This window comes from Streptosporangium sp. OZ121, from assembly GCF_051918885.1.
Lineage (GTDB): Bacteria > Actinomycetota > Actinomycetes > Streptosporangiales > Streptosporangiaceae > Streptosporangium.
In genome coordinates, this window is the sequence record NZ_JBPXMC010000050.1 from 1 (window position 1) to 15,054 (window position 15,054).

14 protein-coding genes are annotated in these 15,054 nt (G+C 68.8%); 5 read left to right on the top strand and 9 right to left on the bottom strand.

Annotated features, from left to right (window positions below; translation table 11 throughout):
• The 5 genes from ACTOQ1_RS41480 to ACTOQ1_RS41500 form a co-directional block, all read right to left on the bottom strand.
• On the bottom strand, positions 1-461 hold a 461-nt coding region (locus ACTOQ1_RS41480; protein WP_440073912.1), incomplete at its 3' end, for a biotin carboxylase N-terminal domain-containing protein.
• Between the two features lie 170 nt (positions 462-631).
• On the bottom strand, positions 632-1,384 hold the full coding sequence (locus ACTOQ1_RS41485; protein WP_440073913.1) for a 4'-phosphopantetheinyl transferase family protein: 753 nt from the start codon (positions 1,382-1,384) through the stop codon (positions 632-634).
• Positions 1,385-1,473: 89 nt separating this feature from the next.
• The gene (locus tag ACTOQ1_RS41490; RefSeq protein ID WP_440073915.1) at positions 1,474-2,121 is read right to left on the bottom strand and encodes a response regulator; all 648 of its coding nucleotides are present in this window, start codon (positions 2,119-2,121) and stop codon (positions 1,474-1,476) included.
• Complete coding sequence (locus tag ACTOQ1_RS41495; protein WP_440073917.1) at positions 2,108-3,211, bottom strand: sensor histidine kinase; 1,104 nt, start codon at positions 3,209-3,211, stop codon at positions 2,108-2,110. Before ACTOQ1_RS41495 ends, ACTOQ1_RS41490 begins: the two co-directional genes overlap by 14 nt.
• 311 nt (positions 3,212-3,522) lie before the next feature.
• Positions 3,523-5,202 carry a 2-isopropylmalate synthase gene (locus tag ACTOQ1_RS41500; RefSeq protein ID WP_440073919.1) on the bottom strand — a complete coding sequence of 560 codons (1,680 nt, stop codon included), beginning with the start codon at positions 5,200-5,202 and terminating at the stop codon, positions 3,523-3,525.
• Positions 5,203-5,548: 346 nt separating this feature from the next.
• Between ACTOQ1_RS41500 and ACTOQ1_RS41505 the strand changes: the two genes are divergently transcribed.
• Positions 5,549-6,475 carry a UbiA family prenyltransferase gene (locus ACTOQ1_RS41505; RefSeq protein ID WP_440073921.1) on the top strand — a complete coding sequence of 309 codons (927 nt, stop codon included), beginning with the start codon at positions 5,549-5,551 and terminating at the stop codon, positions 6,473-6,475.
• Positions 6,476-6,491: 16 nt separating this feature from the next.
• Here ACTOQ1_RS41505 and ACTOQ1_RS41510 read toward each other — a convergent pair whose 3' ends face one another.
• The 4 genes from ACTOQ1_RS41510 to ACTOQ1_RS41525 form a co-directional block, all read right to left on the bottom strand.
• Complete coding sequence (locus tag ACTOQ1_RS41510; protein WP_440073923.1) at positions 6,492-9,251, bottom strand: AAA family ATPase; 2,760 nt, start codon at positions 9,249-9,251, stop codon at positions 6,492-6,494.
• Between the two features lie 212 nt (positions 9,252-9,463).
• Positions 9,464-9,751: a DUF5988 family protein gene (locus ACTOQ1_RS41515; protein WP_440073924.1), complete on the bottom strand. Its 288-nt coding sequence runs from the start codon at positions 9,749-9,751 to the stop codon at positions 9,464-9,466.
• 65 nt (positions 9,752-9,816) lie between these two features.
• Positions 9,817-10,617, bottom strand: coding sequence for an ABC transporter permease (locus ACTOQ1_RS41520; RefSeq protein WP_440073926.1), 801 nt, complete (start codon positions 10,615-10,617; stop codon positions 9,817-9,819).
• Between the two features lie 56 nt (positions 10,618-10,673).
• The gene (locus ACTOQ1_RS41525; RefSeq protein ID WP_440073927.1) at positions 10,674-11,519 is read right to left on the bottom strand and encodes an ABC transporter ATP-binding protein; all 846 of its coding nucleotides are present in this window, start codon (positions 11,517-11,519) and stop codon (positions 10,674-10,676) included.
• 206 nt (positions 11,520-11,725) lie between these two features.
• Between ACTOQ1_RS41525 and ACTOQ1_RS41530 the strand changes: the two genes are divergently transcribed.
• From ACTOQ1_RS41530 to ACTOQ1_RS41545, 4 genes are read left to right on the top strand one after another with little or no spacing between them, the layout of a single operon-like run.
• Complete coding sequence (locus ACTOQ1_RS41530; RefSeq protein WP_440073928.1) at positions 11,726-12,439, top strand: ABC transporter ATP-binding protein; 714 nt, start codon at positions 11,726-11,728, stop codon at positions 12,437-12,439.
• Positions 12,439-13,161, top strand: a complete 723-nt coding sequence (locus tag ACTOQ1_RS41535; protein WP_440073930.1) for an ABC transporter permease — start codon at positions 12,439-12,441, stop codon at positions 13,159-13,161. Before ACTOQ1_RS41530 ends, ACTOQ1_RS41535 begins: the two co-directional genes overlap by 1 nt.
• The gene (locus ACTOQ1_RS41540; RefSeq protein WP_440073931.1) at positions 13,158-14,378 is read left to right on the top strand and encodes a sensor histidine kinase; all 1,221 of its coding nucleotides are present in this window, start codon (positions 13,158-13,160) and stop codon (positions 14,376-14,378) included. Before ACTOQ1_RS41535 ends, ACTOQ1_RS41540 begins: the two co-directional genes overlap by 4 nt.
• A gap of 3 nt (positions 14,379-14,381) precedes the next feature.
• Positions 14,382-15,020: a response regulator gene (locus ACTOQ1_RS41545; protein ID WP_440073933.1), complete on the top strand. Its 639-nt coding sequence runs from the start codon at positions 14,382-14,384 to the stop codon at positions 15,018-15,020.
• Positions 15,021-15,054: the final 34 nt, after the last annotated feature.

Below are 15,054 nucleotides of genomic sequence, written 5' to 3' on the forward strand. Positions count from 1 at the left end.
ATCGGCAGGCCGTGCTCGCGCGCGAAGGCGACGACCTCCTCGCTCCCGGAGACCGGATCCCTGGTGCCCGCCACCAGTGGCGCGCCCACCCTGGCCGCGATGTGCCTGGCCTGGACCTTGTCGCCCAGTGCCGCGATCGCCTCGGGGGGCGGTCCGATCCAGGTGAGTCCCGCGTCGATGACGGCGCGGGCGAAGCCGGCGTTCTCCGCCAGGAAGCCGTAGCCGGGATGGACCGCGTCGGCGCCGGACTGCGCGGCGATCCGCAGCAGCTTGGCGATGTTCAGGTACGTCTCCGCCGGCGACTGACCGGCCAGCGCGTACGCCTCGTCCGCCATCTTGACGTGCAGCGCGTCCAGATCCTGCTCGGCGTAGACCGCCACGCTGCACAGCCCGGCGTCCCTGCAGGCACGAGCCACCCGTACGGCGATCTCACCGCGATTGGCGATCAGGACCTTCCTCATCACGTGTTCCTCCGTGAACGTGGTGACCGACGACCTCGGGTGTGGCTCGGGCTCCGCACCGCGCTCGGTCTCCGCGCCGTGCCCAGACCCTGTACTTCGCTCGATCTCTGTACTTCGCTCGATTCCCGTGCCGCGCTCGGGCTCGTACCGCGCCCGAGCCCGGCCGCCGCTCAGACTCCGTACCGCGCGCGCTCTCTGTGGCGCGCCTGCTCCCTGTAGTGCGCCAGGTCCCGGTGCTGCACGCGGTCGGAGCGCGCCGATATGGCGATGGCGGTGAGGATCAGCCCTTCACGGGCCATCCAGCGGCCGCGGAACCCGGTCAGCGGGCGGCCGAACATGCTGGGCCCGGTCACCAGCAGGCGGGCGTAGAAGGTGCCGCGCAGCGGGTCGAACGTCACCGTCGCGCTCTCGAAGTCCAGCCAGCGTCTGGTCAGCGGGAACCACGCCTTGTAGACGGACTCCTTGGCGCTGAAGAGCAGGCGGTCCCAGGACGGTCCCGGGTGCTCCCGGTTCAGGACCCGGATGGCCTCGCGCTCCTCGGGTTTGGAGATGGCCTCCAGCACCCCGCTGGCGATGCCCTTGTCGGGCTCCGCGTCGATGCCGATCGTGAGCCCCTCGCTGCTCGCGCCGACCACGGCCGCGCGATAGCCCGTGCAGTGGGTGATGCTGCCGACGACGCCCTTGGGCCACTGGGGCTCGCCGCGCACACCCGGCAGCACCTGCTGCGGGGGCAGGCCGAGCGCGCTCATGGCCTTCCTGGCGCACATCCGGGCCGTCGCGAACTCAGCGCGCTTCTGCTCCACGGACCTGCTGATCACCTCTGCTTCAGCGGGAAAGAGCATGGCGTCGGCGTGGTCCTCGAAGGTGTCGGCAGCCATCGCCCATGGGGGCAGAATGTTCGCGATCAAAGCCTCGGCGTTCACAATTTCACTGTAGGGAGGCCCTGAACGCAGGAGAATCGTCGCGACGTCCTTCTGGGGTCGCGCAGAACTTGATCAGGGGGCGGACGGGGTCATCGTGTCGGTGTGATCAGCGAGGCGTCGATCGCCCGGTTGACGGCGTCGATGCGTGAGGCCGCCCCGAGTTTCACGAAGATGTTGCGCAGGTGGCGCTTGACCGTGGCCTCCGTGGTGTTCAGCCGGGAGGCGATCTGCCTGTTGCTGTACGCCTGGGCGACCAGCTCGAGCACCTCTCGCTCCTTGGTCGTCAGAACCTCGGTGCGCGCGGTCTCCATCTGGGCGAGGCTCTCGGGGGAGACGACCAGGATGAGGCGGTCGGGTTCGTAGTGCACGCTCCTGATCGCCGCGACGAGTTCGTAGCGGTGCACGGTCTTGAGCAGGTAGCCCCGGATGCCGGCGGACAGCAGTTGCCGCAGGAGATGCGGCCCGTCGTACATGCTCAGGATGATGATCTGGGTGGCCGGTGAGATCATGCGTGCCCGGGAGACGGTGTGCGTGACCGCGTCGCCGGGGATCTCGACGTCGAGCAGGAGGACGTCGGGGCGTTTCTGCGAGACCAGTTCCAGGGCGGTGAACGAGGTGCCGGCCTCGCCGACGACCACCAGGTCCTCCTGCGCCTCCAGGATCTCTCGCACCCCCTCGCGGAACAGGGCGTGGTCGTCGACTATCGCTATCCTGATGGGGTGGTCACTCTTGATCATCGAAGGACCCCGGTAATGGCACGGCGAGATCGATTCGGGTGCCCCGTCCCACTTCGGTGCTGATGGTGACCATGCCGCCGAGCAGGGCGGCGCGCTCCTGGATCGAGGCCAGCCCGAGGCTGTGGTGTGCGGGACGGCTGTTGACGTCGAAGCCGCAACCGTCGTCGATCACCGACGCCCGCAGCTCGTGCGGCGCGATGTCGACCCTGATGTAGATGGACGACGGCCGGCCGTGCCTGAGCGCGTTGCGGATCGCCTCGCTCAGGATCAGCAGGCACTCCTCGCTGATGGCAGGTGTCGCCCAGACCTCGTCACCGTTGACGACCAGCTCCGCCGTCATGTCCTCGACGCCGATGGCCTCGAGATGCGCGAGCAGTGCCTTCTCCAGGCTCTGTATCGGTTCGAGGGGGTGTAGGTCGGAGGTCAGCTGGCGCAATCGCCACATGGCCTCCTGGATGGCCTCCTGCACCCGCTCCATCTTGACGATCGCCTGGGCGGGGTCGCTGGTGCGGTACATGACGCAGAGTTCGGCCTGCCGGTGGGCGACGCTGAGGCTCTGCCCGATGCGGTCGTGCAACTCCCTGGCGATGCGCCCGCGCTCGGCCACGTGTGCCTCGTGCACCTTGCTGAGCAGGAATCCGGCGTAGCTGGTCGCGGCTTCCCTGATGCGGAGCGAGACGGACTGCTCCAGCGTGGTGACCACGTTCCTGAGCAGGCGGTCAGTCTCGGAGTCGTCCTGGATCCACTTGCTCAGAATGGTGAAGGCCGCTCGGAAGAACACCGAGGCGGCTAGCAGGGACTCTTTCGGATGGACACCGGTGGCCGCTCTGGTCAGGCCGATATCCCAGGACAGGAAGCGGAAGGACTCGTCGGAGTGGGGAAGACCGTTGTCCAGCGCGGCGGCTATATCGGTGAGGATCTGGTTGGCATTCGCCATGACCTGGGCTTTCGCCTGCTCGTCCTGGACGAGGACGCTCCCGACGACTTCCAGGTCCTGTTCGTACTTGGCGAGGATATCCGCTCGGCACTCTTCGATAAGAGCTGCTGACGGACTCTGCGTGCGGGCTACTCCATCGTCGTCTTCCGCCATCCTGCCCCCTGCTTCCCTGCTGCCCCCTGCTGCGTTTCCGGGTTTTCCCCAGATGTTCACATCATGGTTCATGGATGGCGAGTAGGCAACCGACACCGGGTGAACAGGGCAGTCAAGCAGGCAAACCCGAGCCTAACTCAATTATCCCGGGGCCCTTTACTGAATATCTCACAAATAGTCAGCATTTTTATATTGGAAGCAACTCGCCGACGGCGAATGTGAGGCCGGCGCAATGCCGCGAAGCGCGAACCGCGCACCCGTGGCCGTCGCCACGGGTGCGCAGTCCCTGATCAGACGCGCGGCGCGGGGCATCAGACGTGCGGCGTGACGATCACGGCCGCCTGCTTGCCGCCCCGTCTGAGGGCGACCCCGACCGCCGACAGGGCCGCGCCCACGGCGGAGGTGTCCACGCCGACACCCCAGACCGTCGCCCCCCCGACCCGGTACTCGGCGTAGACCGCGGCCCCCGCGAGCGCACCGCCGGCCGGGTCCGCCTCGGCCGCGCGGTGCACGGTGCGTACGTCGATGCCCCAGGGGGCGAGCTTGGCGCCGATGGTCCTGGCGTCGTGCTCCCCCGCGCCGTCGAGGTGGAGCGTCGCGGCGACCCGCCCTCCGGCGGTGTACGGCTCACCGACCGGGCCGTCGGAGGAGATGTACTCCTTCTCGAACAGCTCCCAGACCTGTTCGGGCGAGAGCTCGCTGCCGAGCAGCTCCGCGCTCGACTGGACCACCGTCGCGAAGTCCTTCTGGAGCTCCTTCGGCAGCCGCATGCCGTACCAGGCGCTCATGATGTAGGCGACGCCGCTCTTGCCGGACTGGGTGGTGATCCGCACGATCGCCTCGTAGGTGCGTCCCACGTCCTTGGGGTCGACCGGAAGGTACGGCATTTGCCACGGCTGCTCGTCGATGCTCACACCGGCCTCGACCGCGTCGCGCTCAAGGTCGTCGAAGCCCTTCTTGATCGCGTCCTGGTGGGAGCCGGAGAAGGACGTGTAGACCAGTTCGCCCCCGTAGGGATGCCTGGGGTGCACGGGGATCTCGTTGCACCACTCGACGGTGTCGCGGATCCTGTCGATGTCGGAGAAGTCGATGCCGGGGTCGACGCCGTGGCTGAACATGTTCATCCCCAGTGTCACGAGGCAGACGTTGCCCGCCCGCTCGCCGTTGCCGAACAGGCAGCCCTCGATGCGCTGGGCGCCGGCCAGGAGGGCGAGTTCGGCCGAGGCGACCCCGGTTCCCCGGTCGTTGTGCGGGTGGATGGACAGGCAGACGTGCTCCCGGCGCGACAGGTTCCGGTCGAGCCACTCGATCTGGTCGGCGAAGACGGAGGGCAGCGAACGCTCCACGGTCGTGGGGAAGTTCAGGATTATCGGCCGGTCGGAAGCGGGCTCCCACGCGTCCATGACGGCTTCGCAGACCTCAAGGGAGAAGTCGGCCTCGGTCTCGTTGAACAACTCAGGTGAGTACTGGAACCGGAAATTGCCACCACGAAGCTCTTTTTCGGCATATTTCTTCACCAGTTCCGTGCCCCGGACGGCCAGGTCCTTGCACTGCTCCCGGTCCATTCCGAACACCACGCGCCGGAACAGCGGGGCCGTCGCGTTGTAGAGGTGGAGCGTGGCCCTGGGCGCCCCCGACATGGAACGGATCGTGCGCTCGATCAGCTCGTCGCGCGCCGGCACCAGAGCCGATATCCATACGTCGTCCGGGATCCGGTCCTCCTCGATGAGGAGCCGGACGAAGTCGTGGTCGTCCTGGCTCGCGACCGGGAATCCGATCTCGATCTCCTTGTAGCCGATGTCGACCAGAAGCTCGAACATCCGAAGCTTCCTCGCCGGGGACATCGGGTTGGCGAGTGACTGGTTACCGTCTCGGAGGTCGGTGGACAGCCATCGCGGCGACGAACTAATCCGCCCGTCCGGCCACGTCCGATCGGGAAGAACGAGGGGAGTAAAATCGGAATAACGCTCTACAGGCCGGTTCGCGCCCATTCCCCAATCTCCTTCACTGAGATTATCCGACTGCCTCGGATGTTCACCATTACCAAATAGCCATTGAATTCCCCGGTCAAGACAAGTGGTCAGGAGTATTCCCGTCCCGCACCGAAGGATCACTCCGGGTATCGAAAGTTCGACCTGGTGCGCCCGTCCGACCGCTCCGGGGTGAGACATCGGATGTCTGCGCGGGGGTGCCGTGTGTGACACTAGATCGAAACCTGGCGTCGATCTGCGACCACCTCTGTATCGGTAAACGCTTCCCACGAACGCGCCCCGGGCGAGGGGCACGACTGGAAACGATCACTCATCGATCTTCGGTTTGGCGGAAGGGCTGACAGTGATGACGACGAGCATCAGTTCCCCGACTGGGTTTCTCCCCCTCCGGCACAGCGGGCTGTGCCTGGCCGAGGCCCGTCCCTCCGTGCAGTTCAACTTCCTGTTGCGCTTCCTCACCGGGGCGTCGCTGAGTTCCGCCGTCGTCGGCGAGGGCGACCTGGGCAGGACCGCGTGGGGCGCGCTGACATGGACGCTGGCCGTCTTCGCCGTCTATCTCTACAACGGCGTCACGGACGTGTGCGAGGACCGGCTCAACGGCTCGCGCCGGCCCATAGCGAGGGGGGAGTTACCGCCTGCCTTCGCCACCGGGGTCGCGGCCGGCGCCGCGGTCGCGTCCGTCGCGATCAGCCTGGCGCTGGGGCCGGTGAACGTGGGGATGGTCGCCGTCATGCTGGCCCTCGGCTACCTCTACTCGGGCCCGCCCTTCCACCTCAAGCGCAGGACCAGCGGAACGGTCGCGATCGGGCTGACGGCCAGCATCCTGACCTACTACGCCGGCGCCCACGCCTACGCGGGCGGGATCGACATCGGGACGCAGCTGATCGTCTTCGTCCTCGCCGCCTCGCTCTGGACCGCCCTGGTGGGCACGACGACCAAGGACCTGCCCGACCTGGAGGGCGACGCGGCGGCCGGCCGCGTGACGTTCGCCGTCGTGCACGGCGAGCGCGCGCTGCGGCTGGCCATCATCAACGTCTCGCTCGCCCTGCCCGTCGTCGTCACCGGGGGCGTGCTGCTGCTGGGGGATCCGTCACTGTACCTGCCCGCGGCCGCCATGTGCCTGGGCGGGCTGGCCATCGCCCTGCTCTGCCGCGGTCCGATCCCGCCCGGACCGCGCCGGCGGCGGCCGTACGCGGTCTTCATGGTCACTCAGTACGTGCTGCACGGCTGCGTGATCGTGCCGCAGATGGTGCGCGACTGGCCGCTCGTCTGAGCGACCGGTCACGCCGCTAGCGGCCGGCGGCCGGCCTGGCCGGGTGTGCCCCCTCACGTGCGAGGCCGGGAACGCGGCCGGGCTGGGCCGTCAGGTCCGGCGGCAGGTCCGAGCGCTGGGTGATGTTCAGCTTGCGGTACACGCGCGTCAGGTGCTGCTCGACGGTGCTCACCGTGATGAACAGCTTGGCGGCGATCTCACGGTTGGAGTAACCCACCGTGGCCAGACCGGCCACCCTGCGCTCGGCGTCGCTGAGGATGGCCACCACCCTGTTCGTCTCGCCGTCCCCGTCCTCCGCGCCGCCCTCGTCGGCGAGCGCCTGGCTCAGCGGGCGGGCACCGCACTCCTGGGCCAGGGTCCGCGCGCGGCTGGCGATGATGCCCGCCCTGCGGAACTCGCCCACGCTGTGGTAGGCCTCGGTGAGGTCGATCAGCGACCTGGCCAGCTCGTAGCGGTCTCCGCACGCCTGCAGGTGCTCGGAGGCCTGGCGCAGGAACATCGGCCGGTGCCGTACCTCGCTGGTGGCGGCCAGCACCCGCAGCGCCACGCCGTCGCTGCGCTCCGAGCCGGCGCCCGACCGGCTCAGCTGCTCCTCGACCAGCTCGCGGGCCTCGTCGTGCCTGCCCAGGGCGATGAGGGCCTCGGCCACGTCCGTGCGCCAGGCGACGAACCCCGGGGTGTCCATCTTCCAGGCGGTCAGCAGTTCCCCGCAGAGCCGGAAGTCGCGCAACGCCGCCACCGGGTTGTCGACGGCGAGCTGGTAGCGGCCGCGGGCCTGCAGGAACCGCACGCCGCACCTGGTCTGCAGCATCGCCTCGGGGAACGCGTGGTTGAGCTGCGCGAGCGCCTCGTCGTAGCGTCCCATCGCGGTGGCGGCCAGCATGAGGGTGGCCACCGGTCCGGCCACGGCCACGCCCCAGCTGCTCGGCGGAATGATCTCCAGGGCCAGCCGGGCGTACGACGCGGCCTCCTCGAGCTCTCCCTGGCGCAGCGAGAGCTCCGCCCGGATCGCGGTGAGACGCGCCCGGCGGGCGGGCGAGCCCCCGGAACGCAGCTCCCCGATCAGCGCGTCGCACCGCGGCGCCGCCCGGTTGGACCGCCCGGCGTACACGAGGGCGAGCAGCGCGCTCTCCACGGTGTCCATGGACATCTCGTCCAGGTTGGAGCCGCGCAGGATCCGCTCGGCCGTGGCCACGATCCGGTCGTGGGGACCGCCGGTGAGCACGCCGACCAGCGCGTTGATCGACTCCAGGCGCCGGCTCACCTGGAACGGCAGCACCGCCTCGCTGATGTTCTTGCCCGCCCAGCTGTCCATGTGGGCCAAAAGCGGCGGCGCGGAGCAGCGCAGCCACATCCTGGTGCTCACGCCCTCGGCGACCGTGTGCGGGTCGGTGTCGCCGAATTCCGCCGTGCGCTCCAGGACGTCGCAGGCGACGTCCATCCTGCCGTGCCACAGCAGCGCCCTGGCCAGGATGATCGCGTCACTGCCGCGCAGGCTCCCGTTGTGCAGCGCGTCAGTCAGCTCCTCCATGTGGCTGATCGGCGTCTTCGGGTCGATGCGCCACTCGGCGCGCATCAGCATGGTCGCGATCGACGTGCGCTCCTGGTCGTCCAGGCGTCCGCGCAGGGCGAGCTTGAGGTAGTCGACGGCCGACTCGACCTCGCCGTCGGTCAGCCTGCGGCGGGCCGCCGAGCGCAGCACGGACACCGCCCAGGGGGCGTCGGCGTCGTCGGCCTTGCTCAGCTGCTCGGCGATCGCCAGGTCGGAGGCGCCCTCGCCGTTCAGCAGCTCGGCCGCGCGCCGGTGCATGTACTGGCGCTTGTCGGCCCCGAGGTCGGCCAGGACCGCCTCCTCGCCCGCCTCGTGGTGGAACCGGCCGTCGGCCAGCAGACCCGCCGTCTCCAGCCAGCGGATCGACAGGGGGACCGACGGCGTGTCCGAGCGGGCCAGCCGATGGACGAGCGCGGGATCGTCGATCGCCGCCACCCATCTGGCCACGTCCAGCAGGGCCGGGTCGACGCGGTGCAGGCAGGACAACACGGCCTCGCCGTACCTTTCCGCCGGCGCTCCCGTGCCGTTCCTCGCGAAGTCGTCGAGGAGGCCGTCCACGAGGATCGGGTTGCCGCCGCTGAGGTCGTGCCACTCCGGCACCAGCCGCTCGGCCGTCTCGTGTCCCAGGCGCTCGCTCACCATGCTCAGCACGGCGTCGCGCGAGAGCGGAAGCAGCCGGATGGCGGTGCAGTGCGGCTGCCTGATGATCTCGGTGGGGAAGAACCTGTCGGCCTGGTGCGGGTAGTCGGCGTGCCCGAACACCGTCATCACCGGCGACGACCTGGCCCGGCGCATGAAGTACGACAGGCACATCTGCGAGGCGCGGTCGGAGTCGTGGACGTCGTCGACGACGATCACCAGCGGGAGCTGTTCCGCCAGGGACAGCAGCACCCCGCAGAGCCCCTCGACGGTCTGGGTCTCCAGCCGCTCGCCGCCCTCGCGCAGGAGGTCCATCGCGCGCTCGCGCAGCCGCTCGCCCAGGGGGGCGTTGTGGAAGAGCTGTCCCAGCACGCCGAGCGGGAGGTCGCTCTCCGCCCGCGACGCCGTCGCCACGAGCGGGAGCGCCCCGCGGCCGTAGGCCTGCTCGGCGAAGGAGTGCAGCAGCTCGCTCTTACCGGTGGCGACCACTCCGGTCACCATCGCGACCCTGCTCCTCCCCCCGATGGTCTCGGTGAGGAGCCCCTGTAAGGAGGCCGTAGCCGCGTCTCTCTCAAAGAACCCCATACCGAACACCCCTCACGAGAGTGAGAACGATTGCCCATGGTCTGCATAACCGATTCACGACTAATACGCTACGCCGCCCCTTATACGCCCACAACGGGGTGACCCTTAATAGCATCCGATCTACAACTTTCGATTCCCGGTGGGCACGAAAAAGCGCCGCGCCCGGATTTCGGAGGGCGCGGCGCACGGAAGCGGGCGTCTGTGGTCCTTGATTATTCAGCGATCCTCGTCCTGGTCGTCCACCGGTAGATCAGCCCCTGGCAGGCGCCTTCGAGGTGGTAGTGCTCCTCGGTGCGCTCGAAGTGCTCGTAGCCGCTCCGGTACTGAATCTTCACCTTTCCGTCCGCCTTGTCCAGCCGTCGGTATCGGGCAGTCTCCGGAAAGTCGACGGGTCCACCGAGAAGAAAGACATTGACATCGTACGGGCCGTGGTCGGAAATCGTGCAATCCGCATGAACCTCTCGTGTAGAGCCGGGGGCTATGGTCACGGGCACCTCCATGGATTGGCCTTTATCACATATTAGAAAACAGTTTTCCGTGAGGCACCCCCAATTGACCCCTACGACTAACTGTCGCGCGCGGTCCAGCGGAACGTCCGCAGGCACAGGACCAGGCCGACCACGCACCACAGGCCCAGCGCCAGGGCCACCATCGGGAGCTCCCAGCTGCCGGCCGGCTCCAGGACCACCGCCTGCTCGGGCAGGAACACCGACCGCATGCCCTGGGTCATCCACTTGAGCGGGAAGATCGACGCGAAGATCTGCAGGATCCACGGCACGTCGGAGAAGGGGATGTAGACACCGGAGCAGAACTGCACGATGAGGAAGGGCAGCGTGATCACAGCGTTGGCCCCGCGCGTGGACTTCGGCAGGCTGCCGATCGCGATGCCCAGGAACGTGCAGGCCATGCCGCCGAGGAGGAGGACCCAGGTGAACGTCAGCCACTGGTGGACGGTGGTGGGCAGGTTGATGCCGAACATCAGCACCCCGACCGCGATCAGGAGGATGACCTCGGCGATCATGCACACCAGGACCTGGATGATCTTCCCGCCGAAGTAGGCCGTGCGCGGCATGGGCATGCCGTACAGCCTCTTGAGCGTCCCGTCGTGGCGCTCCAGCGTGATGTTGATGCCCAGGTTCTGGAAGGACGTGCCCATGATGCCGGCGCCGATCATGCCGGCGGTGAGGATCTGGGCTCCCGTGACGCCGGGCAGCCCCTGCCTGCTGCCCGACATGGCGCCCAGCAGCATCAGCATGATCGCCGGGAGCGAGAAGATGACGATGAACTGGCTCTTCGTGCGGAAGAAGCCCTTGAGCTCCATCGCGCCGCGCTTCAGGGTCAGCCGGCCGGCACTGGGCAGTCGCACCGCCTGCACCGGTCGGATGTCGGGTGGTTGCGTCGGTTGCATCGGCAACGTGGTTGTCACAGCTGTTCTCCGATAAGGCCTAGGTAGGTGTCTTCGAGAGTCGGCCGTCTGACGGTCAGGTCGGGGATCTCCCCGTCGAACTGCGCGATGAGCTCCGCGACGACCTTCGTGGGCGTCGGGGTCTTCACGCGGCGTTCCCCGTCCGGGGTGGACCAGCTGACCGTCGCGTCCGCCTCGGCGCGGCCGGCCAGCGTGGCCGGCTCGCCGATCGCGACGACCCTGCCTCTCGCGATCACGCCCACCCGGTCGGCCAGCGCCTCGGCCTCGTCGAGGTAGTGCGTGGTCAGCACGATGGTGGTGCCCTCGTCGGACAGCAGCGAGATCAGGCCCCAGAACTGGCGGCGGGCCTCGGGGTCGAATCCGGTGGTCGGCTCGTCCAGGAAGAGGAGCTCGGGGTTGCCCACGACGCCCAGGGCCACGTCGACCCTGCGCCGCTGGCCGCCGGAAAGGTGGCGGATGTGGGCGTCCGCCTTGCCGGACAGGCCCACCAGCTCGATCACCGAGTCCGGGTCGCGCGGGCGCGGGAAGTAGCTCGCGAAATGGTGCACCGTCTCGCGGACGGTGAACTCGGCGGCGTCGGTGGCCGACTGCAGCACGATTCCGAGCTTGGACCGCCAGAGGCGGCCGGCCCGGCCGGGGTCCTCGCCGAGCACGCTGACCTCACCGCCGTCCCGGCGGCGGTGACCCTCCAGGATCTCGACTGTGGTCGTCTTGCCGGCGCCGTTGGGGCCCAGGAGCGCGAAGACCTCACCCCGGGCGATGTCCAGGTCGATGCCGTCGACGGCGTTCAGGTCGCCGTATTTCTTACGCAGCTCACGTACACGTACTGCTGAGTCGCTCATGCTCCATAGGGTTCGAGATCGGCAGGGTTTGCGATATTCACCCTTCGGAACCCCGTCTCTACTCCCTTCGATACCCCTACGGTGACCCGCGCCTGGTCAGCGGCCTGATTCTCCGCGTCCGCCGACGGAACCCCGACTGGGACGGCCGACCCCCATCAACCGTTCGGTGGATTACGAAGACCCGGGGCAGCGGGGATTCTCGACACATGACAGTCATCGAGATCAACGGCCTGCAGAAGAGCTACGGGACGCACAAGGCACTGGACGACGTCACCCTGACGGTCGAGCGAGGCGAGATCTTCGGCATCCTCGGCCCCAACGGAGCCGGCAAGACCACCGTGGTGGAGTGCGCGTCCGGGCTGCGCAAGCCCGACGGCGGCACCCTGCGCGTGCTCGGCATGGACCCGCAGACGCAGCGGCGCGAGCTGCTCCAGCGCATCGGCACCCAGTTGCAGGAGGCCGCGCTGCCCGACGCCATCAGGGTCGGCGAGGCGCTGAAGATGTACGCCTCCTTCTACGACAAGCCCGCCGACTGGAACGCCCTGATGGAGGAGTGGGGGCTGACCGAGAAGAGGCGCGCCCGCTTCTCGGGCCTGTCCGGTGGCTGGAAGCAGCGCCTGTTCATCGCGCTGGCCCTGGTCGGCAACCCCGAGGTCGTCTTCCTCGACGAGCTGACCACCGGCCTGGACCCCTCCGCCCGCCGGATGACCTGGAACATGATCCGCGCCATGCGCGACCGCGGCGTCACCGTCGTGCTGGTCACCCACTTCATGGACGAGGCGGACGCCCTCTGCGACCGCATCGCCGTCATCGACCGGGGGCGCGTCGTCCACCAGGGCAGCCCCGGCGACCTCCTCACCAGGGACGCCTCCGGCTCCCTCGACGACGCCTACTTCGCACTCATTGAGAGGACCGTGTAATGAAGGGTCTCGGCAACGTCATCGCGATCGAGCTCAAGCTGGCCATGCGCGACCCGATGGCCGCATTCTTCGCCCTGGCCTTCCCCATGGTCATCCTGTGGATCAAGATGCGCAACGGCGGCTCGCTGCCCAGCGGGCTGCCCATCATCGAGGCCGTCGTCCCGATGCTCAGCGTCTTCGTCATCGGCCTGGCCTCGCTGGTCGTCCTGCCGGCCACGCTGGCCCAGTACCGCGAGCGCCGCGTGCTCAAGCGGCTGCGCGCCACCCCCGCCTCCCCCACCATGATCTTCGGTGCCCAGTGGGTCGCGCACATGCTGCTGGCCGTGCTCGGCGGCCTCCTGCTCGGCGTCGTCGGCCTGGCCGTCTACGGCATGAACGGGCCGGCCGACCCGGTCGGTCTCGTCCTCGCCTGGGTCCTCGGCGCCGCCAGCCTCGGCGCCATCGGGCTGCTCATCGGCGCCCTGGTGCCCAGCGGCCGCGCCGCCACGGTGATCGGCCTGGCCGCCTTCTTCCCCATGGTCTTCGTCTCCGGCGCCATGAGCGCCCGCGAGACGCTGCCGGAGTCGATGCGCTCCGTCGGCGACTTCACCCCCATGGCCCCCGCCGTCCAGGCCGTCCGCGCCGCCTGGGAGGGCCAGCCCGCCTCCCCGCTCACCCTGGCCGTGCTGGTCGCGATCACCATCGTCGCGGGCGGGGTCGCGCTGAAGGCGTTCCGCTGGTGACGACCATCGAGCCCAACGTCTCGCGATGGGACCGCGCCTGGCCGGCCCTGCCGTACCTCTTCGTCCTGCTGCCCACCGTCTTCGCCCTGCTGCGGGACTGGCGGCCGGACGTGGTGGTCCTGGCGGTGTGCACCGGGGTCTGGCACTGGTTCATGGTCTCATCGCGGTTCAGCCGGATCGAGCGGCCGGTGGTGGCGATCGTCTACTTCGTCGTGATGCTCGCCTTCATCGCGGCGCTGATCAGGATCGACCCGGTGTTCACGGTGGCGGGCCCCGGCGCGTTCATCCAGGCCTTCACGCTGCTGCGCGGGTGGACGGCCTACGCGGGGGTGGCCGCCACGGCCGCGGTCCTGGTCGGCGCCCGCCCCGGGTCCCGGCCGCCGCAGGAGCTGATCTTCTCCTTCCTCGTCGCCGTCCTGATCGCCTCGACCGTCGGCCTGTTCATCCAGACCATCTCGAAGCAGAACCAGCAGCGCAAGGTGATGATCGCGCAGCTGAAGGCGACCGGCACCAAGCTGGCCGCCCTGGCGGAGGAGAACTCGAACCTGCAGTCACAGCTGCTGACCCGCGCCCGCGAGGCGGGCGTGCTCAGCGAGCGCCAGCGGATGGCCAGGGAGATCCACGACACGATCGCCCAGGGACTGACCGCCATCCTCACCCAGCTCGAGGTCGCCGAGAACGTCATCGAGGACGTGCCCGCCGCCCGCTCCAGGCTGAACACCGTGCGGGCGCTGGCCAGGGACAGCCTCAACGAGGCGCGCCGGTCGGTGCTGGCGATGCGTCCCGCTCCGCTGGAGGAGGCCCAGCTCGCGACCGCTCTGGAGGACGTCGCGGCCACCTGGTCGCAGACGTCGGGCGTGCCGGTTCCGGTGTCGGTCACCGGTGACGCCAGGCCGCTGCACGCCGAGGTGGAGATGACCCTGCTGCGGGTGGCGCAGGAGGCTCTGGCCAACGTCGGCAAACACGCCTCCGCCAGCAGGGTCGCCGTCACCCTGTCCTACATGGAGGATGTGGTGGTGCTCGACGTACGCGACGACGGATCCGGATTCGACCCCGAGAAGGTGGAACCGTCCATCGCGGGCGGGTTCGGGCTCGTCGCGATGCGCCAGCGCGTCACCCGGCTGGCCGGGGACTTCGAGATAGAGACCGCTCTCGGCCAGGGAACGGGCGTCTCTGCTACGGTGCCCGCCATCACCGCCGACTCCAGAAATGCGTGAGGCATGCCGATTCGTATCATCGTCGTGGACGATCACCCGGTCGTCCGCGACGGGTTGCGCGAGATCTTCTCCACCGACGAGGCCTTCGAAGTCGTCGGCGAGGCGGCCGACGGGCCGGAGGCTCTCGTACTGACACGCCAGACCAACCCCGATCTCGTGCTGATGGACCTGCGGATGCCGAAGATGAGCGGCACCGAGCTGATTCGCCGGCTGCGCGAGCAGACCCCGGACATCAAGGTGCTGGTCCTGACCACGTTCGACAACGACGCGGACGTGCTGCCCGCCATCGAGCAGGGCGCCACCGGCTACCTGCTCAAGGACACGCCGCGCATCGAGCTGCTCCGCGCCGCGCAGGCGGCCGCCCGCGGCGAGACGGTGCTGTCCCCCACCGTGGCCGGGCTGCTCATGCAGAAGGTGCGCGCGCCCGAGCAGCAGACGCTGAGCCGGCGGGAGCTGGAGGTGCTCGGGCTGATCGCCCGCGGCGCCACCAACCGCGAGGCCGCCGCGAAGCTGTTCATCACCGAGGCGACGGTCAAGACGCACCTGCTGCACATCTTCGCCAAGCTCGGGGTGAAGGACCGGGCCTCGGCGGTGGCGGCGGCCTACGAGACCGGGCTGATCAAGCGGGCCTCCGAGACCTGACTTAAGGGCGCCTAGGGGTGGGCCGCCTCGTCCG

What these genes read in the sequence shown, in the direction of transcription:
- ACTOQ1_RS41490 (WP_440073915.1), bottom strand. Translation starts at nt 2,121, where the DNA reads ATGATCAAGAGTGACCACCCCATCAGGATAGCGATAGTCGACGACCAC.
- ACTOQ1_RS41495 (WP_440073917.1), bottom strand. Translation starts at nt 3,211, where the DNA reads ATGGCGGAAGACGACGATGGAGTAGCCCGCACGCAGAGTCCGTCAGCA.
- ACTOQ1_RS41500 (WP_440073919.1), bottom strand. Translation starts at nt 5,202, where the DNA reads ATGGGCGCGAACCGGCCTGTAGAGCGTTATTCCGATTTTACTCCCCTC.
- ACTOQ1_RS41505 (WP_440073921.1), top strand. Translation starts at nt 5,549, where the DNA reads ATGACGACGAGCATCAGTTCCCCGACTGGGTTTCTCCCCCTCCGGCAC.
- ACTOQ1_RS41510 (WP_440073923.1), bottom strand. Translation starts at nt 9,251, where the DNA reads ATGGGGTTCTTTGAGAGAGACGCGGCTACGGCCTCCTTACAGGGGCTC.
- ACTOQ1_RS41515 (WP_440073924.1), bottom strand. Translation starts at nt 9,751, where the DNA reads ATGGAGGTGCCCGTGACCATAGCCCCCGGCTCTACACGAGAGGTTCAT.
- ACTOQ1_RS41525 (WP_440073927.1), bottom strand. Translation starts at nt 11,519, where the DNA reads ATGAGCGACTCAGCAGTACGTGTACGTGAGCTGCGTAAGAAATACGGC.
- ACTOQ1_RS41530 (WP_440073928.1), top strand. Translation starts at nt 11,726, where the DNA reads ATGACAGTCATCGAGATCAACGGCCTGCAGAAGAGCTACGGGACGCAC.
- ACTOQ1_RS41535 (WP_440073930.1), top strand. Translation starts at nt 12,439, where the DNA reads ATGAAGGGTCTCGGCAACGTCATCGCGATCGAGCTCAAGCTGGCCATG.
- ACTOQ1_RS41545 (WP_440073933.1), top strand. Translation starts at nt 14,382, where the DNA reads ATGCCGATTCGTATCATCGTCGTGGACGATCACCCGGTCGTCCGCGAC.